The sequence below is a fragment of the Paenibacillus sp. FW104-T2 genome (assembly GCF_058789975.1).
The window spans coordinates 254,515-274,522 of the sequence record NZ_JBYTCE010000005.1 but is presented as its reverse complement, the minus strand read 5'-3'; the positions used below and the strand labels follow the sequence as shown (position 1 = coordinate 274,522).

The following is a 20,008-nucleotide window of genomic DNA, read 5'->3' as shown; positions in this document are numbered from 1 at the left end:
AAAATGACAATATAATTTAATATTTACTAAATCAATCCATTAATGATACAATCTGTATCAATCAAAGGGAGAAGGGGAGTTTGATATTGAAAAAAGAATTGGTCTCAGAAGTTATCTGGCTTAGGTGTCTTGCCTGTCTCACTGTTGTCGCCATTCATTGTATCAATATGACCTTTACAAACTATGAGGGGGTACTTTCTAACCCATCTGTAACGTTCCTAGAGGTCGTAAAACTTGCTCTCTTGTTTGGGACACCCACGTTTGTTTTTATTTCTGAATTTCTTTTGGCGAAATCATATCCCCATTATATTCCTGATCAATTCCTATGGAAACGTGTTAGGTACATCCTGATTCCCTACATAACGATGGCAGTGGTTTACGCATTATATAGTTTAAGCAGATCAGGGGATTTAACAATTACCGCCTTGCTTTTTAAAATTGTTAGAAACATTGTTGCAGCAGATTATATCGCATACTTTATTATTGTTATTTTTCAATTCTATGTCCTGCACATCATATTTACGAAGTATTTCCAAAAGATATCCCCTAGGCTCATGATTTTTCTGTGCTTAGTGGTTAATCTAATTTACCTCGGCTTCTTCAACTTTGTCCCCCCGCTTTATTTAATCCCTGGTGCGGAGTATATATGGAACCGTTTCTACTGGATACCTTTCCCTGGCTGGTTATTTTATTTCTCGGTAGCTTACTATTGTGGTAGAAATCATGCTGCTTTTCGGAAATTCCTGGATCGATACATCAAATGGTTCATTTTATCCTCTATTGTCAGTTTCCTTGTCATATTGAGTTTTCGTTTTTCAGATTTGTTACCTGAAGGGAACTCCAAGCGAATAGACATGTTGTTGTATACGATAAGCGTAATCTTTGTTGCCTTTTATCTTACTTCAAAAATAAAACAGATACCTTGGATTATTGATCTGGTAAGCAGGTATTCCTTTGGTATCTACTTATTGCATTTGATATTCGTGCAAAACTTTAGCGAAATTTTTGATGGGCTCAATCCATGGATCAATATACCTTTAACTTTTGTTCTGAGTATTGGGGTATCAATACTACTCACTTTTGTGCTCCATAAATTGAAGATTGGAAGTTATTTCGTGGGTAAGATTGGAGGCAGCATTAGAATAAAAACTAAAAATATACAGAATGAAAATTGGGTTGAGAAGGAAGTAAAGGTTTAAATCATCCATTTCCGATCATCTGGTTCTTACAGTAATTATGACAACACCGCTATAAACACAATGCAATGGAAAAGCGCAGCTTTGACGGTAATGGCCGTTAAACTGCGCTTTTTGATGTGTTCATTCACATTAGACTAATCGTGAGGAGGTCTAGCCATGCTCACTGCTCAGAAAACATCAGTCCACATGTTTTCGCTGCTGTTGGATTTCCATAAGATGCTGTTTTCGATAAACACTAGGCGAAATTCCGGTTGTCTTTTTGAAGAGGCGATTAAAAGAAGTGATGTTCTGATATCCGACGCAGACGCTGATTTCGTTGATGGTCCAGTTCGTCGTAGCTAGCAATTCGCAAGCTTTGCGCATGCGAGTTTTTTGTAAATGCTCGCTGAAGTTGATGCCGGTTTTTTCTTTGATATACACAGACAGATACGTCGTTGACAAATTCAGTTTCTCGGACAGATATTCGAGTGAAATATCCTCCATGTAATGAGAGTTGATGATTTCGTAAAACATGGCGATGGCAGGTTCTTCGGGTGCAGGAAGTTTGCTGTCACGCATGATGGTTAAGACAGAGCTAACGATGTGCTTGAAAACAGTCTCATAGTCTTCCCGCGTATGACAATCCTGAAGCATATCTTCCCATTCACTCTGTGGTATGCCAGAGGCTTTATAAGACAGCTGCTGATTCATGTATTCAACGATATGACTCATTATAGAGAGAGCCAATTGCCTGAATTGAAGAACGCTTGCATCCTTCTTGACGAAGTAGGCGAACGAGTGATGAATCCATTCCATACAGGCATCTTCTTCCAGTGCTTGAATTGCCTGATTAAGCTCACGTCCCCGTTTCAACAGAGGTTGGTCCAGATCGGGCAGGGAACGCGCCTCGCTGACGAGTTGGGTTTCGTTCAGCAACCGAGCCTCCGAAGCCAGATCCCGTAATTGTTGATAGGTTTCATTGAATTTAGTCGGTTGATCCGTAGCGGGAAGGGTACAGATAGTCACGACATAATAATGTTTTTCCTCATCAAGGCTTGCTTTAAGCTGTTCTAGAAGCGTTTGAAGCTGGAAGGCCTGAGCTTCCTTTAATACGGAGACAATCTCGTTTTTCTCCATTTGGAACGTATGATTAGAATGGAATTTCTCTTTGGTTTGCAAATGAATGTAATCCAGCAAGTGACGTACCGCCCGTTCCCGGTCAAGAGGCATAGTGCCTTTATCTGATATACGGAAACGAATATCGTAATACACAATCTGATAACTTCCTCCATCTGCCAGAAAATCGTTCCACTCACTAAGATCCGTATTGATGTTCTTCAACTGGTTCATATAGGAGTAGTTGGTTAGAATGGCGTTCTGGCGATTAAGTTTGGCCACAATGGTATATTTTTCTTTTTTTAGCTCCCCAATTCTGCTCTGAATGAGATCATATTCCAAAATGTGACTCTCTCCCTGCCTGAATTCACCGACATCATTTAGTGATGTACGGTCTAGCAGCGAGGATAACATATCCTTGACCGGGGTATGCAGACGTCGGCTTAGATAAAGGGATACCAGCGTGGCTGCCAAAAGTGAAAAAACGAAGATAAGAATCATATAACCGGTCAATCGCTGCAACTGGTCTGTAATACGTGTATCTGCCAGTGATGTGATATAGGTAAGCCCATCAGCAGCCTCCGCTTTGAAATAATATCTCCCATTCTGCTTGTGTGTTGTCTCCCCTTCTTGAAAAACAGGCATCTTTGCTTCTGCTGAAGTGGAACCCGAGTGGTACAGGATGTTGCTCTGTTGATCTGTAATGGTCAAAGTATGTCCGTCCGTGGTACCAAAAAAGGATTGTACGGCTTTCCGTATATCAATCATGGCAATGATCTGATAAGCAGATCCAGGGTTTTTGAACGTATACGGCAGCAAAAGTCTGTTCTCGGGAGAACCTGCCTTCATTTGAAAGGAGGCAGCTGGCAAGATCAGGAACGTACTGGGCTCCGAGCTGAGTGTATTCCAATGTTCCAATGGATAGGTGGCACTTTGGTAGGATGTATTGAACATGTAGTCTGAGCTGCCACTTCCTGATTTACCGAGCGTCAAGCGTTCATTGGGAAAATGGACGATGATATCTTCCAGCAAAAACAACGAATTATACACATATCCCCGAATATCCTTCATTACATTTTTGGCCTTTAGATAGTCCGCCTGTTGAAAGCCCACTCTCTGGAGCTGCCGATTGAAGGCAACCAGATCCTGATTGTTGTATACATGGAACAGCATGATCTGAATTTGCTCCATGTGATTGGAGAAGCGTTCCGCTGTGTTCTTTGTTTCGTTATGACTGTTCTGAACGATTTCCTCCTGAAGGCTCGTTTTGAATACATAATAAATCAGAATGTAGAATAGGCAGAACAGCGATATAATCGCCAAAAAGCTGACAAATATTTTGAAAAACAGGGTTCGTTTTTTATTCATGATCCAGTTCATAAGACAACCCCTCATTTTCATTCTTCTAGAGAGAACAAGATTATCTGGCCCATTCTACGCGTGAACTGTTAAAACGCAGGGAGCAAAATATGAACGCACTGTAAAAAGGAGCTATACCTTTTTTGCGAAAATGGCTATTTTTTCAGGAAAAATCAAGAATTATGTAAATTTCGCAAGGATAGACCAAAATCCCAAAAACGGTTTATACCCAATCGCGCAGAAGGGCTGTAACATTCGACTTGCAGCCGAGCCCGTCGTTAAGGCAGGCAAAAAAAGGGGGGATTGCTGATTTTGGAACAGACGACATCCGTTAATGAGCAGGCACACGGGAGTCGAGTGAGTGGAAGCCGTGCGAAGAAATCCCGTTTTCGTTCGTTTCGTAGAAATTGGGATTTGTATCTGTTATTTTCGCCTGTCATCATCTACTTTGTAGTGTTTCATTATGTACCCATGTATGGTGTGCAGATTGCGTTTAAGGACTTTATCGCCAACAAAGGCATTACCGGAAGTCCATGGGTAGGATTCAAACATTTTGAACGGTTCTTTGACAGCTTTTATTTTTGGCGAATCATGAAAAATACGCTTGGCATTGGTCTGTACGAATTAATTGTTGGCTTCCCTATTCCCATTTTACTGGCGTTAATGATCCATGAAGTCAGGTCCGGGAAGTACAGAAGATTCGTGCAGACAGTGACCTACATGCCTCATTTTTTATCAACGGTCGTTATGGTCGGTATGATTATGATGTTCCTGTCTCCTGTCAGTGGATTAGTTAATTTGGCAATTACCGCTCTGGGTGGAGAAGCCATTTCGTTCATGACGGAGCCCGGTTGGTTCAAGAGTATATTTGTATGGTCAGGTATATGGCAGACGATGGGGTGGAGCTCGATCATCTATTTGGCAGCGCTCGCCGGAGTAGATCAACAGCTGCATGATGCAGCCAAGGTGGATGGAGCCACCAGGGTTCAACGAATCTGGCATGTGAACATTCCGGGGATTGCTCCGACCATGGTCGTGCTTCTAATTCTTAATATAGGATCCATCATGGGTGTGGGGTTTGAGAAAGTATTCCTTATGCAGAATGCGTTGAATATGGAAGCATCTGACGTTATTGCAACCAATGTATACCGCAGCGGTATTTTGGGTGCGCAGTACAGTTACTCTGCAGCTGTCGGCCTGTTCAACTCGGTTATCAATTTTATATTGCTGCTGACCGTTAACCGGATTGCCCGCAAAGTCGGCTCGAGCAGTCTATGGTAAGGGAGGTGAGGGGATGGCACAAAGTCGTGGTGACCGGGCAGTCGAATGGATGATCTATGCAGCTCTGGCACTGGTATCTGTAGTGGTATTGTATCCCGTATTTTTTGTAGGGATTGCGTCGATCAGTAATCCGGAAAACGTGATGCGCGGGGAAGTCTGGTTGTGGCCCAAAAACCTCTCGTTGGTTGGTTATGAACGTCTGTTTGCGAATAGCGAACTGATGAAGGGCTATGGAAACACGTTGTTATACACGGTTGCGGGAACCATGCTTAATCTGGTGATGACCATTGCGGCAGCATATCCGTTATCCAGATCCGATTTTAGAGGCAGAACTTTTTTTACCATTCTGATTGTGTTTACGATGTTTTTCAGTGGCGGGATGATTCCAACCTATCTGCTCATCAAGGATCTTGGGATGCTTGACACCTTCTGGGTCATGATTATTCCGTCGGCATTGTCTGTATGGAACATGCTGATTATGAAGACATTCTTTCAGAATTCTATTCCGAAGGAAATTCAGGAGGCTGCTTTTATGGATGGTTGTTCGAATATGAAGGTGCTGCTGCGAATTGTTCTGCCCTTATCTGGCCCGGTATTGGCCGTAATGGTTCTCTTTTACGCGGTGGGGCACTGGAACAGCTATTTTAATGCCTTAATCTATTTGTCAGACCGGGACAAGTATCCGCTGCAGTTGTTTTTACGCGAAATTCTGGTTCAGGGACAGATGCAAGAGATGGTGGATATCAGTGACGATTCCCTGGCCAGAAGCATGATGGATGCTGAAGCCATCAAATATGCCGCTGTAATCATTACGAACCTGCCCATGCTGATTCTGTATCCGTTCTTGCAAAAGTACTTCATTAAAGGAGTCATGATTGGTGCAGTTAAAGGGTAAATCATAATTCATTTTTTTATAAAGGAGTGCATATGGATGTTGTTTAAAAAGTGGGGCAGCTTGACCTTATCCATTGTAATTACAGCGGGACTAATGGCTGGTTGCGGTTCAGGAGAGACGCCATCAGAACAGGATCAGAACAGTCAGGCCAATCTGAATGCTACTGGCATGCCGGTCGTGAAGGAACCGATTGAACTGGATTTTTTTACAGGAAAATCGACCACCAATGGAAGCAATTTTGAAGAAACGCTGATCTGGAAAACATATAGTGAGATGTCGAACGTCAAAGTTAACTTCAATCTGGTTCCCTTTGAGACTCTGACCGAGAAGAGGAACCTGGCTCTGGCAGGCGGAGATTATCCGGATGTATTTTATTCGGCTCGTGTGACTTCGGATGAATTGACCCGCTATGGTGCCCAGGGTGTATTTCTTCCACTCAATGATCTGATTGATCAGTATGCCCCGAATTTTAAAAGGTTAATGGAGCAGTACCCCGATATTCGTAAAGGACTGACGATGCCGGATGGAAACATCTATTCCATGCCGTCCTTCTATGATCCGGCACTATTATCCATGCTGATTGGTGCACCGCTGTGGATTAATGAAGATTGGTTGGAGCAGCTGAATATGGAAGAACCGGATTCAACCGAGAGCTTTTATGAGTATCTGAAAGCCGTCAAAACGACGGATCTCAATGGTAACGGTAAAAACGATGAGATTCCTTTTAGCGCAACAGGCATTACGGGCATTATTGATCATGTCAAAGGTGCATGGGGCCTTGGTAACCGTGGACTTGGACACAAGTTGGTCGATGTGGAACCCGGCACAGCTGAGCTTCGCTTCACCAAAACATTGCCTCAGTACAAGGAAGTGCTGCAATATGTGAACAAGCTGCATAAGGAAGGACTGCTGGATCCCGAGATATTTACACTGGATGGCGGAGCCTTGAATGCAAAAGGTCAGGCAGGAACGCTTGGGGCCACAACGGTACCTAATCCGGAGACGGTGATGGGGCAAAAGAATTTCATCGGTCTTGGAGCCCTCGAAGGCCCTGACGGCGAACAGTTGTATTCCCATGTGAAAGTGCCTATGGTGCATGTGGGCGCCTTTGCGATTACGGACAAAAACGAGAATCCTGAAGCAACGATCCGCTGGATGGATCATTTCTATAGTGATGAAGGAGCCCTGCTCTACTTTATGGGGAAAGAAGGGGAGACCTATGAAAAGGATGCAGAAGGAAATCTGCAGTATACGCAGGATATCACATCGAATCCGGACGGGCTGACCCAGGATCAGGCCTTAGCCAAATATTTTACGTGGCTCGGCGGCAGCTACCCGGGTTTGGTTAAAGAAGATTACTTCAAAGGTTCGGAAACTCTACCAAGCTCACTGCAGGCAGCCGACAAGGCGAAAGATCATGCTGTAGAGGACATCTGGTATAACTTTAACTTCACGCAGGAAGAATCCGAATTCATGTCCTCTGTCGGCAAAGACATACAGGATTACGTGACCGAGATGGAAGCGAAATTCGTGAATGGAAGCGCAAGTTTTGATCAGTGGGATGAGTATGTGAACACACTAAACAAGATGGGGCTGGAGGAGTATATGAAGGTATATCAAGCAGCCTATGACAGATATAAGACAGAATGAATTGAAGATTGGAACAAAGACCTGAATGAAGGAGGGATAGGATGTGAGAGTTGCTGTACTGGGGTGTGGAACGATGGGAGGAGTTCATGCGAGAAGTTATACCAAGTTGAAAGACGTTGAACTGGTTGGTGTTTGTGATGTCGAGGAGGACGAAGCAGTCAGGCTGGCTAATGCATGTGGAACGACGGCGTACAGCCGTTTCGAGGAAATGCTGGAAGAAGGGCATCTGGATGTAGTGAGCATCTGTCTGCCTACATCGCTGCACTGTACGTATACGGTGATGGCTGCAGAAGCGGGCGTGCATGTGATCTGTGAGAAGCCCGTTAGTTCAACGGCCAAAGAAGCTGAAATGATGGATGTCATTTGTCGTGCTAATCAGGTGCAGTTGTTGATTGCCCATGTGGGCCGCTTTTTCCCTGCCTATACTGATGTAGCCCGTCAGATCAAAGCCGGGGTAATAGGAAAGCCTGGGGTTGTTCATGCCAGACGTATCGGGCCCCATCCGGGGCTGAAGAAGAACTGGTACAACAATGAGTGGGACAGCGGTGGTGTCATTATAGATCTGATGATCCATGACATTGATTATATGCGCAGCCTGCTTGGAGAGGTACGCTCCGTATATGCCCAGCGTAGAACTTTTCTTCACCTGGATTATGCTTGGGTAACCTTGAGATTCGAACAGGGAGCCATTGCCAATCTTGAAGGCATGTGGGGATACCCGGGACCGTTTCAGACAGCAATGGAATTCGCAGGCGATCGGGGAGTCATCTATGCCAATTCTGAAGTTGCCAAATCCTTGATGATACATCGGGCTGTGGTATCAGCAGAGCGCAGGTCAACGACAGGAGCAGACCCAAGCAGGGAGCATACACCTATCGTTTTACGGAAAAGTCCTGAGTTTGAAACTGCCTATGACCGTGAATTGTCTCATTTCATCCAATGTATCCAGTCCGGGGCTCAGCCGAAGGTCACTTTCCAGGATGCTTGTATGGCTTCCAAGGTCGCACGGGCTGCACTCGAATCTGCTCATAGCGGGCTGCCTGTGAACATGTTGGGTTTCGAGGGAAAGGGGGGATTAATCGGATGAAACGGCTACGTATTGGTATGATTAGCTTCGCTCATTCTCATGCCTTCAGTTACTATCGTGAGCTTGCCGCGATTGAGAATGCGGAGGTCGTTGCCATCGCTGATGAGAACAGGGAGCGGGTCCAGAGCCTTCTTGAACATGGGAATCTCTCCTACTACGATGATTATCGCGATATGCTGAAGCTCCCTGAGATTGATGCCGTGATTATATGTTCAGAGAATGTGAATCACGCGAGCATGGTCATGGATAGTGCCCGCGCGGGCAAGCATGTTTTATGTGAAAAACCACTTGGAGTAGCTATGGATGAAATGAAGATTATGATCGAAATCTGTTTCAAATACGGGGTGCAGCTGATGACTGCATTCCCCTGCAGATATTTGCCTGCCGTAGTGGAGACGAAGAAGGCGCTGGAACGAGGTGACATAGGGCAAGTGGTTGCGGTTAAAGGGTACAATCGCGGGACAGCACCAGAGGGATGGTTTGTGGAGTCTTCTCTATCCGGCGGTGGAGCAATCTTGGATCATACGGTTCATATCTCTGATCTGCTTCGGTGGTTGTTTAAGCGGGAACCGCTAGCGGTATATGCGGAGCAAGGGCATCTGTTTCATGATCTGGAAGTGGAGGATTCGGGGATGGTACATATCGAATTCGAACAGGGAATGATTGCGTTCATTGATACAAGCTGGTCAAGAAACCGGAACTATCCGTTCTGGGGAGATATGAAGCTGGATATCATCGGTACGAAAGGTGTCATACATATGGATGCTTTTGCACAGACGAATGAGATATACAGCGATCTGGAGGATAAAGCAAGGTGGAGCTACTGGGGAGAGCGTATGAATTATTACATGCTGCAGGATTTCGTGGATGCTCTTGTAGCTGAAAAAGGTGTTCCCGTGACCGGGGAAGATGGTTTGCTTGCCACTTCCATTGCCTTGGCGGCGTACGAGTCGATTCAGAGAGAAGGCAAAGTGACCATAGGAAAAGAGAACGACCATGGAGCTCTGTACGGGCAATAATATACGGTGAAGCCTAAATTGAAGACCCGCAATGATGAGGATCGTCTGTAATGGATAACCTAATCAGGGTCTTTTTGTTTTAAAGGAACAATCATTTTTGACATGGATGAATAGTTGACAAAGTTAGTTGTAACTAATATAGTTACAATATAAGTTTTCTCACAAATCAAACTTAAAGGAGAGATTATGATGAAAATCGGAATTATTGGCGCAACAGGCAAAGCAGGTAATCTGATCCTGAAAGAAGCAGCGAGCAGAGGCCATGAAGTAACTGCAATTGTACGTAACGCATCCAAGGTGGAAGACAAAAGCCTGAACGTATTGGAGAAGGATGTATTCGATCTTACTTCGCAGGATGCTCAAGCATTTGATGTTATCGTGAATGCATTCGGTGCACCTGCTGGAAAAGAACATCTGCATGTGGAAGTGGGACAGGCTCTGATCAACATTCTGAAAGATGCTCCTCAAACTCGCCTGATCGTAATAGGCGGGGCGGGCAGTCTGTTCACCGATGAGACGCACTCCCTGCGTGTCGTTGATGCGCCAGGGTTCCCTGATGCATACAAACCAACAGCGACAAACCAAGGGAAAAACCTGCAGGACCTGCAAGCATCCTCCGGCATTCAATGGACATTCCTTAGCCCCGCAAGCTTCTTCAATCCAGAAGGTGCACGCACTGGAAAATATCAAACGGGTAAAGATCACATCATTCTGAACAGTGAAGGCAAAAGTTATATCAGCTATGCAGACTATGCCATTGCCTTAGTGGATGAGATTGAAAATGCAAAACACAATAACGAACGCTTTACTGTCGTAGGCGAAGCGAAGTAACCCTGTTTAGCCATAAAACTAAAACGGACGCCGATCATTTCAATAGATCAGCGTCCGTTTCATTTATAATAGAGTTATGGATGTAGCTAATGCTGCAGCAAAAGAATTAAGTGTATGTTCGTTTTACCGGATTTTCGGCGGATTAGGTGATATCTGTGGGCTCCACAATGCTAGCCGTATCCATTCCATCAGCACCATCAACGGCATCGATGACACCCACGGCAAGAGTAGTCACTGCGGCCGCCGCCAGAAGATGCTTGGCACCAAGCTTCACTCGGTCCATATCTTCTTCTTTCATGCCTACGACAACATTCTTGCCACCGTTATATACATATTTGGCTGAAACGGCAACGCCCTTTGCCGTGTTGGTCACGGCATCTCCCAAATCGGCAAGTCCTGCCTCAACCGCTGCATCATCTTTTCGAATGGCACCGCTGGCCAGATCATATGTACCACTTGCTAATTGTCCTACCGTTTTCCCTGTGTTCATCGTAGCTTTCTCTACGCCGTCGCCAACTTCCTTGATAAAGGGGCTGCCTGCGATCTCACCGACAACCCTTACGCTGCCGCCAAGTACCTTTCCGGTAACTTCCCCTGCAAACTGTCCTAATCCTTTTAAAAAGCTCATCCCTAAACCTCCTATAGAAACGATAAGTTCTCATATAGCTTATTATATTCGTATGCATGCCAAAAAACCAACGGTGACAGCCCAGGCATCGTAAAAAAAGACACTGCCCCACCGGGGTCAGCGCCTTTTCGCATACTCGATAATTCCTAGTCGATAAATCCTTCCATGACCACTGTCGGCATCATATTCGACTGCCAAGCGCCTTTGCCGTAACCACCGTTATACCCTGGAGTAGCTTGCGGCTCCCAGTAAAATACGCCTTTTCCTTTGCCGTTTGGCAGATTGCGGATTTGATTTTTCATGGCGGCCACGAAGCTTTTGCCTGCAGCAGCCTGGTTATTGTCCATGCCGATCTCGGAGATGATGATTTCTTTGCCGTAGCGATTGATCAGGTCTTTCGCATTGTTCACCGTGTTCGTCACCGCTGTGTTCCAGCCGGAAGCCGAAGGATAGAGGGACATGGCAATCATATCAAAGTTAGCCCCATTATTGATTAATCCACCAATATTCCATACATACAGTGCGTTATCGTCTCCGCCTGCCAGATGCACGATTGTTTTGGTTCCAGTGCTCATGGACTTGACGGCATTATGGCCCGTGTTCACCAGCCAAGCGTAATTTTTCATGTTCGTGGATGCTTTGCCATCCTCCCATAACATGCCGTTGCTGGTTTCGTTACCGATCTGCACCCAGTCAGGCGTTACCCCTTTGCTCTGCATGGCCGTCATCACGTCACGTGTATGATTCCATACCGCATCCATCAGCTGTTGGAAGGTGTAATTTTTCCAGGCAGCCGGTTTGGTTTGTTGACCAGGGTCAGCCCAAGAATCACTATAGTGTAAAGTCAACATGACGCTCATGCCCGCATTCTTGGCCCGCTGTGCCAAAGCTGCGGCGCGATCCTTATTCATATATCCGTTGCCATAATCATTGGATGGATTAACGAACACCCGAATACGAACCGAATTGATCTGATAATCATTTTTCAAAATATCAATAATGTCACGCTGTACACCATTTTTGTCTTTCCACTTGTAACCTTGCGCTTCCATGCCCGGTACCCAACTGATATCTGCCCCTTTGGCGAAGCTGGGAGCTGCGCTGGCATGCTGACCTGCAGGCAGCATAATCGAAGTGAACAACAAAATGAGAACAAGGACAATTGAAGTTTTGTAACCCCTTACAAATCTGACCATTAAAATATTCCTCCCTGAATATTAGAATGAGTTGCAATCTAATTATAGGCGGGAGAACTGTGCCGCTACAGGGTTTATTTCCAATATTTTGGTTGTTTTTTAAACATCTGATGGATTTATCGGAAATATGCAAGGAAGCTGCCCCGCACTGGGACAGCCTCTTGATATGTTCTGTACGAACTGAGTGAGCACGGTTGTTCATAAGCAGCAGCTTCTGCTTCAGCTAACCGGTGTTGTCTGTGGCGATGGAGTGGGTACATGAGGTGTAACAGGACGTTTTTTGCGTTTGAGATAACGATTGGTGAAGCGATTTTCTATGACTTCATAAGAAATATGAGAGATTAAGGTTGCGATAATCAGACCGGCCACAAATGTGATGGTTACCAATACATAATCAGGCAGATTGAAGCGCGCCATAACACGCTGGAAGGGAAATAGGGCAAAGGGATGCAGGAGATAAAAGCTGTAACTTATCGTTCCGAAGTACTGGAAAAAGCGAGTACTCAACACATTCGATAAAACCCCATGTTCCTTGATGATCAGATAGAAGAAATATACGCCGAAGATGATGGAAAAATAAATATCCCCGAAGTATGTAGCCAGATAAATGATGATTAAGGCTAAGAGCGAGTGCAACTTGGAGGGGAGAAAATTAAACTTTTCACTAGCGTAATAGGCCAGAACTCCTGTGAGAAAGAACAGTGCCCGCGGCATGCGAATGACGACAGCCAAGGTGATGGCAAGACCCAGTATGATTAAAAACCACTTCATGTATTTATTGTTTAAGGGTCTGAGTGATACGAAGAAAATGACGCTGACCAGGTAAAACGCAAATTCATAACTGAGTGTTCTTGCATTACGAACAGCTTCTTCAAGTGGAAAAACACCTGGAAGCATGAACAATCCATAAATGAAATTGAGAATGTATTCCGAAGCCGTCAAATTGGCCAACCAATCAAATTGGATCACAGGCCCTGCCACGAACATGATAACAAGCAAGGGGAGATACACAGGATAGATTCGTATGATGCGATTATAGACAAACTGTCCAATCTTCCCGTGTTTCACTAAACTCTGCACAATAAGATAACCACTAATCATGAAGAAAACATCAACACCGATTTCTGCCAAGACCAAGGTAGCGTGCTCGTTCATGGTAAGGTAACCGCCGTTAATCGACATGGATATAACATGTCCGACAAAAACCATTAGTGCGCATAATCCACGCAGCCCGTGAATTGTATGGTTCTTACTCACGTCTACACCATCTCCAATTTATAAAATGATTATTTGTCTATTGAGGCAAGCGTATCGTGTATGTATTCACAACCCACCTTTCGTTACAGCCTTTGAAATAAAACCAAGGGTTAACAGCCAGTGTGTTCCGATTTATGATACAAAATGTATCATTTGTGTTATTTGAATCATAACACTTGATAAATTAATTGACAATAAGTTAAGAAAAATTTGAAAATTTCATTTTCTTTTCATTTCATTCTATTCGCTCCTACCCAAAAAAGGACAAATAAAAAAAGCCGTCCGAAGACGGCTTTTCTACCCGTGGCGCTTTTTAAAACCTTGATCCGTATCCCGCGCCTCCACCAGTCTCATTTAATTTGAGCTAGTGGATCGGGTAAGGGACACGTTCAACATGTGATTAGAAATGTTGACGCACCTCCTTTCCTTGTGGCAAGAGTATACAACACCTGGTTTCGGAAAGCTAGTCTTTTTTTCGTATCAACGCAAATTATTTTTCGGTCTGGAACATCGTCATATCTCGTGCATAATGACTCTTCGTTCCGTTCTCGTTACGGATACGCACGCTGTCTTCGCTGATCCGCTCGACAATCCCGCGACCCACTTCGCAATATACACCAGCCGGGTCTTCTTGCCATGCCGTTACGACACATTGGGACAGGGCAGCGGTGAAAAACTCTATATTTTTTTGTAACGTTCTAGGTTTATTTGATTTCATTATATACTCCTTTAATAACGACGTATTTGGAAGAAGAACAGCAACCGGACCAAATCGCACTGTACCTCACTTTACTCTGTCTACTGCACTTTGTAAAGGGATGGAAAAAGTTATCGTCATGAGGTATCATTTACATAAATTTTACACTGCTTTTACACTGCGATGACGCTTGTATCCAATCACGGATAGTACAATTATAGTAGAACCAACTAAACAAGGATTGATATGCAACACATTCGGAGGCCATACATGCATAGAGATATTAAAACAGGCAACTATGTTAACCGTGACTTAAGCTGGGTTGAATTTAATCGTCGTGTGCTTCAGGAGGCGCAGGATTCTACCACACCTCTATTGGAACGGTTGAGATTTCTCGGAATTGTAGCCAGTAATCTGGACGAGTTCATGAGTGTAAGGGTAGCAGAGACAAAAGAGAAAATTAAAGCAGGATTTACCCAAAAGGATTTCACAGGATACACCCCGTCCGGTTTATATCGGAGATTGATCAAACGAACAGGTGCCATGGTGGCTGAGCAATATAAAACCTATCGGGAATTGATTCGCCTGCTCGCCAAAAAGGGAGTTGTTCTACAAGAGTATAACGAGCTTAATGGAACACAGCAACGGGCAATGGATCAATATTTCCATGATATTATTTTCCCTGTATTGACACCCATGGCCGTGGATCAGAGCCGTCCATTTCCACTGGTGCATAATAAATCGGTCTATCTCGCCGTGATGCTTCAGAAGGAAGAGGAGCAGGAGGATGAACCGTTTTTTGCGATCGTTCAGGTCCCCTCGAATCTGCCGCGTGTCGTTCCCGTACCTCTGCGTGCAAACAGCAAAAAGAAAACATTCATATTAATAGAAGATTTGATTAAACATCATACACATACCCTGTTTAGCGGATATATTCCGCTGGCTGTGCAGGAATTCAGGCTGACCCGTAACGCGGACCTTTCCATTAACGAAGAGGAAGCGGAGGATTTGCTGGAAGCCATCGAGAAGGAATTGCGGCGTCGCCGCCGGGGAGCTCCTGTCCGGCTGGAAGTGCGTAAGGATTTTCGTGCAGATGCACTGCTTGAATTGCAGGAGGAATTCGAGATTCAGGATCCGGTATATGAAATTGATGGTCCGCTGGATCTGAGTTTCCTGGCTGGATTTGTAGACAGCATCGAAGGCTTCTCTCATTTGAAATATAGCCCGGTTCAGCCGGTGTATCCACCGGAATTTTTACCGCGGGAGAGCCATTTTGAACTGCTGCGCAAACGGGACGTACTTGTTCATCATCCTTATGAATCATTCGAACCAGTTACTGATTTTGTCCTTGAGGCATCGGAAGATCCACGAGTCATGGCAATCAAGATGACATTGTACCGGGTAAACGGGGATTCACGTCTCATTCCGGCACTGGCTCATGCAGCAGAGAGTGGCAAACAAGTGACCGTTGTAGTGGAGTTGAAGGCACGCTTTGATGAAGAACGCAACATCGCGTGGGCGCGCAAGCTGGAAAAGGCAGGATGCCACGTTGTATATGGGTTGGTCGGTTTGAAGACCCATGCAAAAATTATTCTTGTTGTGCGCAGGGAACAGAATGGCTTAAGACGTTATGTGCACGTTGGAACAGGCAATTATAACGAGAGTACGGCGAAGGTTTACACTGACGTAGGACTGTTCACCTCCAATCCGATCATTGGTGAAGATGCATCGGAGCTCTTTAATGAAATAACCGGTTATTCGGGACCGAAGGCCATGCAGGCTTTCCGCGTTGCTCCGGATGGCATGAAGGATGAACTGTTTTCACTCATACGGAGGGAGACAGAGCATGCGCTTAAGGGGAAACGGGCCCGCATTATTGCCAAAATCAACTCGTTATCTCACCAGGATATGATTGATGAATTATATGTTGCATCCCAGGCAGGTGTACAGATCGATTTAATTGTCCGTGGGGTGTGCTGCCTTCGCCCAGGTGTTGAGGGACTCAGCGAAAATATTCGGGTGATTAGTATCGTGGATCGATTTTTGGAGCACTCTCGCCTGTTTTACTTTGAGAATAGCGGGAACCCGGATGTATATATCTCCAGTGCAGACTGGATGACCCGGAATCTGAAACGGAGAATTGAGCTGATGTGCCCGGTATTTGATCCGTCACTCAAGAAGATGCTTGTCGACATCCTGAATCTGTCCCTAAATGACAATGTGAAGGCAAGGGAATTGATGCCTGGGGGCAATTATGTCTTTGTGGAAAACGAAAAGCCCCCGCTGAGAAGTCAGACGGAGGCAATGGGCATTATTCCTTGGAAGCCTGCAGAGTGGAGTATGTCAACTTAACGTCCCAAGCTTCTTCCAGATCCTTGGAGGCCTCTTCCAGGCCATGCATTTCCAGTAACGGCTCGGCTGAGCAGATGAGTTTGATCTGCAGCGAGCCGTTTTCTTTGGTTACACGTATCGCAGAGACTCGCTCCGAACGATGAATGGCCTCGGCTATGCGCAAGATGGAGCCCAATCGGTGAGCGTGCCGTTCATCGGAATCCTTCAGAATGTCCCGGTGCTTATTCAGCAGCTGGGGCGTTCTTTTTTTGGGATGATAATCGGCTGCGATAGCTGTCAGCACGGTCTCCCGGTGGGAAAGTCCGTATATGCCCGCATTCATAATCCAATACGCCGAGTGCTGGGGATAACGGAAATAATTGATCTGTTTTCCTGCCCCATGAAGCATGCAGGCGGTATACAGGATTCGTGCATCTGCTGGCTTGGGTGCGTCCCCATCCAATGCCTCATAGAGCACGGTTGCATCCTGATGGATTCGTTTCAGCTTCTTCTCGGGAACTGGCGGGCCAAAATGAATGAAGTTGCGGATGCTGTCCTCCAGTGCAGTAGGAGAGGCTGGCCGGTGCGGGGCCATCAGATCACGCAAAATGCCGTCACGCAATCCTGCTCCGCTTACGACATAACGATCTCCCTGAAGAATGTCGAAGACTGTTCTGAGAATCAGAACACCGGGCACAATGATGTCAGCACGATCCTTCGCCAGACCAGGGACCTTTTTGCGCTGACCTGATGTGAGATAAGGCAGTGATTTGGCCAGGTTTTCCATGGCTGAAGCGTTGATCTCGTAGTGGTGAGTTACGGGTAACGAGTATTGTGTTCTTTTTTGCTCAATTTTGGCCAGAGTACGCATGGTACCTCCAAGACCGATGAGCGGAAGACCTGGATGCTGACGGACCCAATCCTGATCCTTCAGTGCCTGAATGACATCATTACACAGCGCAGCAACATTTGCTTCAGACCAGGAATCCTCCCCGCCATACCTGGCATGCGAGTTTACGGCACCAATGGGCAGTGAGATACTGTGGAGTCTTTTGCGATCCCGGAATACGGTTACTTCCGTACTGCCGCCACCGATATCCACGACATAGCCATCCTGCAGATCAATGGACTGAATAACCCCAAGAAAGCCGTAATACGCTTCCTGATCTCCGGAGGCACATTCAATCTCAAGTCCAGTCTCCTCTTCAAGCCAGCCAATGATCTGAGCAGCGTTGCGTGCATTGCGAATGGCAGCTGTAGCCGCAGCACGAATGACTTTCGTTTGGAATGCGTCACAAGTAGCCTTGAATTGCTGCAAGACGGTGATGGCCTGTTCCAGCGAATGACGCAGGATCTGGCCATCCTCTTCAACCACGTTGCTGAGGCGCGCAGCATATTTATCTTCATGAATGATCCGGTAGGCTCCTTCATGATCCAATTCGTAAATGACGAGACGAATGGAGTTGGAGCCAATATCGATAATGCCGAGAGTTCCTTTTGAGTTCATATGCATCTCCTTCTAGACAGGTATTCTACCCAAGCTGCAGCAGGGCAGCCATGGCTTCCGGTGAACCTGGAGGGGTGGAGGAGAAGGGCGTGGTCAGCATTACCACAATAATGAAGACAATGAAACAGGCAAACAGTATGCAGCTTACGGCAAAACCGCGATTGCGTTTCTTCATAAACAGCCGAATACCTGTAACGAAAAGAAGTACTGTGACGGCGACCAGCACGATGGACATTGCGACATAGGCTACGCCATACAGTGATTTGAAAAATGCTTCCATATTTTCTGAACGCTCCTTAGATCCTCATATTTAAGCCTTTCCATTACATTCCTTAGTAGCATACGACAGATTGATGCGTTTGAAAAGTGAACCAGGCGTGTGTGCCTTTCTATAAACAAGCCTATAGACACTTCTTGCGGAAAAGGGGCAACCGCCTTGGACAGACATCCAAGAGGGGACGGCTTCTGTTGAGTATGTATATGGAAGGACCATTGTTCAGGAAAGGAGATCAACCCATGTCAAGACAGCTTGCAAGCAAATGGCTGAAGACGGCGGCACTGATAAAATATCCGATAGCAGCTGTCCATATCCCGCAGACGATGGCATTTAATTCAAGAAATCTGCTGCACATGCTCAGCCGTTATGGAATGGTGTATATCAAACCTGTAGTCGGTGGCGGAGGTTATGGTGTTATCAGGGTATCCACAAGCGGGGGGAACTACCGCTATACGCATATGAAAGTTACACGTACATTTACCAACTACGGCCAGATGTATCGCTCGCTGGTACGGATTAAAGTCAGACGGAGATACCTGATCCAACAGGGAATTCATTTGGCAACGATACAAGGCAGGCCTGTGGATTACAGGGTGAAAGTCGTCAAAACCGAGCGAGGCTGGGTTTTCCGTTCCATGGTAGGGCGCTTGGCTCGTCCCGGATTGTGTGTAACCAATCTGAGCAAAGGCGGGACGATGCTGCAAGGCAGAAGGGCACTTGGATTATCTCTCCCTCATATATCCACCAGACACAAACGCCAGGAGATGCGTTCATTGACGTTGACATGCACTCAGATTATGGAAAGGCATTTTCCAGGTGTAGGTCAACTCGGTTTCGATTATGGGCTCGATCACTCCGGGAAGATATGGATTTTGGAAGTGAACACCAGACCCCAATAAAAATAGTGGAAAAATATAAAAAAAACCAAAATAACACCGATAAACATATAGAGAAAATATTCTGGAAAACGTTTGAAATGAAATGTAATTGGGTAATTTACTCGCAATACGTCTTAAAACTATGAGTTGAAGCTAAAAAAAATTCTCTCACATTCGTTCTAATAGAAACGTTACGATCCTGTGCATAAGTAATGTCCACATTATCCACGTTGCTTAATCAACATTTTTACCATTTATCAACAACCTATGCACAGGATTTCCACAAAACCTTGTGGATAACAGAACGCTTGTTCTCTTTATAAATCTCTGATATGATAGTTTTGAGGAAAAAAAAGGAAAGGTTGTGGCGGGAAATGGCTATGTTATCCGATGAGATGTTATTGGATTCCTACCATAAGGCGATTGAGCTTAATCTCGAGAGAGATTTCATCGCGCTGCTATTGGCAGAAATCCATAAGCGCAAACTGGGTACCGACGTATCTGCCATTCTTCACTAGAGATCCTCATTGCAGGCAATGTTACAGGTTTCCGGACATGTCCCATTGTGCTACAGACCAGAGGGTGCTGGTATGACAATGGTGACAGTACAACATATGCATGCAACCGTTTTCGTTTCCGTCTTCCTCTATCATGGAATTCTGTAACGAATAGGGGCTGTACGGTCCGGTGTAATCTTCCAATTTGCCGCATTCTGACAGTCCCTGAAGGCAGTGGGGACAAGCCTGCTCCGGTACAACCAGACCGTTACACAGCGGGCATATATAAGACAAGGGTATCCCTCCTGATATTGAATATTCAGG

Annotated in this window: 18 protein-coding genes; 10 read left to right on the top strand and 8 right to left on the bottom strand. The window is 45.5% G+C overall.

The features are described from left to right. Nucleotides 1-86: 86 nt before the first annotated feature. Nucleotides 87-1,199 (top strand): acyltransferase family protein, encoded by a 1,113-nt coding sequence (locus tag AC3WQ3_RS09085; RefSeq protein ID WP_492472026.1) that lies wholly within the window; start codon nt 87-89, stop codon nt 1,197-1,199. A gap of 177 nt (nt 1,200-1,376) precedes the next feature. On the opposite strand, the gene AC3WQ3_RS09080 is transcribed toward AC3WQ3_RS09085, so the two are convergent. Beyond that, on the bottom strand, nt 1,377-3,662 hold the full coding sequence (locus AC3WQ3_RS09080; protein ID WP_492472025.1) for a helix-turn-helix domain-containing protein: 2,286 nt from the start codon (nt 3,660-3,662) through the stop codon (nt 1,377-1,379). 348 nt (nt 3,663-4,010) lie between these two features. On the opposite strand from AC3WQ3_RS09080, the gene AC3WQ3_RS09075 reads away from it, so the two are divergent. The 6 genes from AC3WQ3_RS09075 (at nt 4,011) to AC3WQ3_RS09050 (ending at nt 10,416) form a co-directional block, all read left to right on the top strand. Beyond that, the gene (locus tag AC3WQ3_RS09075; protein WP_336783146.1) at nt 4,011-4,934 is read left to right on the top strand and encodes an ABC transporter permease; all 924 of its coding nucleotides are present in this window, start codon (nt 4,011-4,013) and stop codon (nt 4,932-4,934) included. Nucleotides 4,935-4,947: 13 nt separating this feature from the next. Beyond that, complete coding sequence (locus AC3WQ3_RS09070) at nt 4,948-5,829, top strand: carbohydrate ABC transporter permease (protein WP_336783036.1); 882 nt, start codon at nt 4,948-4,950, stop codon at nt 5,827-5,829. Between the two features lie 36 nt (nt 5,830-5,865). Further along, nucleotides 5,866-7,479, top strand: coding sequence for an extracellular solute-binding protein (locus tag AC3WQ3_RS09065; protein ID WP_336783034.1), 1,614 nt, complete (start codon nt 5,866-5,868; stop codon nt 7,477-7,479). Nucleotides 7,480-7,522: 43 nt separating this feature from the next. Continuing rightward, nucleotides 7,523-8,566 (top strand): Gfo/Idh/MocA family protein, encoded by a 1,044-nt coding sequence (locus AC3WQ3_RS09060; protein ID WP_492472024.1) that lies wholly within the window; start codon nt 7,523-7,525, stop codon nt 8,564-8,566. Next, nucleotides 8,563-9,585 (top strand): Gfo/Idh/MocA family protein, encoded by a 1,023-nt coding sequence (locus tag AC3WQ3_RS09055; RefSeq protein ID WP_492472023.1) that lies wholly within the window; start codon nt 8,563-8,565, stop codon nt 9,583-9,585. Before AC3WQ3_RS09060 ends, AC3WQ3_RS09055 begins: the two co-directional genes overlap by 4 nt. A 189-nt stretch (nt 9,586-9,774) precedes the next feature. Beyond that, nucleotides 9,775-10,416 (top strand): NAD(P)-dependent oxidoreductase, encoded by a 642-nt coding sequence (locus tag AC3WQ3_RS09050; protein WP_336783144.1) that lies wholly within the window; start codon nt 9,775-9,777, stop codon nt 10,414-10,416. A 142-nt stretch (nt 10,417-10,558) separates the two neighbouring features. On the opposite strand, the gene AC3WQ3_RS09045 is transcribed toward AC3WQ3_RS09050, so the two are convergent. From AC3WQ3_RS09045 to AC3WQ3_RS09030, 4 genes are all read right to left on the bottom strand, one after another. Further along, nucleotides 10,559-11,044 carry a hypothetical protein gene (locus tag AC3WQ3_RS09045; RefSeq protein ID WP_336783027.1) on the bottom strand — a complete coding sequence of 162 codons (486 nt, stop codon included), beginning with the start codon at nt 11,042-11,044 and terminating at the stop codon, nt 10,559-10,561. 146 nt (nt 11,045-11,190) lie between these two features. Then, on the bottom strand, nt 11,191-12,171 hold the full coding sequence (locus AC3WQ3_RS09040; protein ID WP_397332805.1) for a glycoside hydrolase family 53 protein: 981 nt from the start codon (nt 12,169-12,171) through the stop codon (nt 11,191-11,193). Between the two features lie 288 nt (nt 12,172-12,459). Continuing rightward, nucleotides 12,460-13,497: an acyltransferase family protein gene (locus tag AC3WQ3_RS09035; protein WP_492472022.1), complete on the bottom strand. Its 1,038-nt coding sequence runs from the start codon at nt 13,495-13,497 to the stop codon at nt 12,460-12,462. Between the two features lie 490 nt (nt 13,498-13,987). After that, nucleotides 13,988-14,215, bottom strand: a complete 228-nt coding sequence (locus AC3WQ3_RS09030) for a hypothetical protein (protein ID WP_095292093.1) — start codon at nt 14,213-14,215, stop codon at nt 13,988-13,990. Between the two features lie 249 nt (nt 14,216-14,464). Between AC3WQ3_RS09030 and ppk1 the strand changes: the two genes are divergently transcribed. Next, nucleotides 14,465-16,546 carry a polyphosphate kinase 1 gene (gene ppk1 / locus AC3WQ3_RS09025; protein WP_154896408.1) on the top strand — a complete coding sequence of 694 codons (2,082 nt, stop codon included), beginning with the start codon at nt 14,465-14,467 and terminating at the stop codon, nt 16,544-16,546. Here ppk1 and AC3WQ3_RS09020 read toward each other — a convergent pair. After that, nucleotides 16,506-18,032, bottom strand: coding sequence for a Ppx/GppA phosphatase family protein (locus tag AC3WQ3_RS09020; RefSeq protein WP_492472021.1), 1,527 nt, complete (start codon nt 18,030-18,032; stop codon nt 16,506-16,508). The two genes, ppk1 and AC3WQ3_RS09020, sit on opposite strands and share 41 nt — an antisense overlap. Nucleotides 18,033-18,057: 25 nt before the next feature. After that, nucleotides 18,058-18,312 carry a hypothetical protein gene (locus AC3WQ3_RS09015; protein WP_127538927.1) on the bottom strand — a complete coding sequence of 85 codons (255 nt, stop codon included), beginning with the start codon at nt 18,310-18,312 and terminating at the stop codon, nt 18,058-18,060. A gap of 236 nt (nt 18,313-18,548) precedes the next feature. Between AC3WQ3_RS09015 and AC3WQ3_RS09010 the strand changes: the two genes are divergently transcribed. After that, nucleotides 18,549-19,208 carry a YheC/YheD family protein gene (locus AC3WQ3_RS09010; RefSeq protein WP_492472020.1) on the top strand — a complete coding sequence of 220 codons (660 nt, stop codon included), beginning with the start codon at nt 18,549-18,551 and terminating at the stop codon, nt 19,206-19,208. A gap of 353 nt (nt 19,209-19,561) precedes the next feature. Next, on the top strand, nt 19,562-19,705 hold the full coding sequence (locus AC3WQ3_RS09005) for a sporulation histidine kinase inhibitor Sda (RefSeq protein ID WP_017692430.1): 144 nt from the start codon (nt 19,562-19,564) through the stop codon (nt 19,703-19,705). Nucleotides 19,706-19,726: 21 nt separating this feature from the next. Here AC3WQ3_RS09005 and AC3WQ3_RS09000 read toward each other — a convergent pair whose 3' ends face one another. After that, a complete protein-coding gene (locus AC3WQ3_RS09000) occupies nt 19,727-19,978 on the bottom strand; it encodes a hypothetical protein (RefSeq protein ID WP_154896405.1) in 252 nt (83 codons plus the stop codon). Nucleotides 19,979-20,008: the final 30 nt, after the last annotated feature.

What these genes read in the sequence shown, in the direction of transcription:
- AC3WQ3_RS09020 (WP_492472021.1), bottom strand. Translation starts at nt 18,032, where the DNA reads ATGAACTCAAAAGGAACTCTCGGCATTATCGATATTGGCTCCAACTCC.
- AC3WQ3_RS09015 (WP_127538927.1), bottom strand. Translation starts at nt 18,312, where the DNA reads ATGGAAGCATTTTTCAAATCACTGTATGGCGTAGCCTATGTCGCAATG.
- AC3WQ3_RS09010 (WP_492472020.1), top strand. Translation starts at nt 18,549, where the DNA reads ATGTCAAGACAGCTTGCAAGCAAATGGCTGAAGACGGCGGCACTGATA.
- AC3WQ3_RS09045 (WP_336783027.1), bottom strand. Translation starts at nt 11,044, where the DNA reads ATGAGCTTTTTAAAAGGATTAGGACAGTTTGCAGGGGAAGTTACCGGA.
- AC3WQ3_RS09030 (WP_095292093.1), bottom strand. Translation starts at nt 14,215, where the DNA reads ATGAAATCAAATAAACCTAGAACGTTACAAAAAAATATAGAGTTTTTC.
- AC3WQ3_RS09065 (WP_336783034.1), top strand. Translation starts at nt 5,866, where the DNA reads ATGTTGTTTAAAAAGTGGGGCAGCTTGACCTTATCCATTGTAATTACA.
- AC3WQ3_RS09070 (WP_336783036.1), top strand. Translation starts at nt 4,948, where the DNA reads ATGGCACAAAGTCGTGGTGACCGGGCAGTCGAATGGATGATCTATGCA.
- AC3WQ3_RS09055 (WP_492472023.1), top strand. Translation starts at nt 8,563, where the DNA reads ATGAAACGGCTACGTATTGGTATGATTAGCTTCGCTCATTCTCATGCC.
- AC3WQ3_RS09040 (WP_397332805.1), bottom strand. Translation starts at nt 12,171, where the DNA reads ATGCTGCCTGCAGGTCAGCATGCCAGCGCAGCTCCCAGCTTCGCCAAA.
- AC3WQ3_RS09005 (WP_017692430.1), top strand. Translation starts at nt 19,562, where the DNA reads ATGGCTATGTTATCCGATGAGATGTTATTGGATTCCTACCATAAGGCG.
- ppk1 (WP_154896408.1), top strand. Translation starts at nt 14,465, where the DNA reads ATGCATAGAGATATTAAAACAGGCAACTATGTTAACCGTGACTTAAGC.
- AC3WQ3_RS09050 (WP_336783144.1), top strand. Translation starts at nt 9,775, where the DNA reads ATGAAAATCGGAATTATTGGCGCAACAGGCAAAGCAGGTAATCTGATC.
- AC3WQ3_RS09080 (WP_492472025.1), bottom strand. Translation starts at nt 3,662, where the DNA reads ATGAATAAAAAACGAACCCTGTTTTTCAAAATATTTGTCAGCTTTTTG.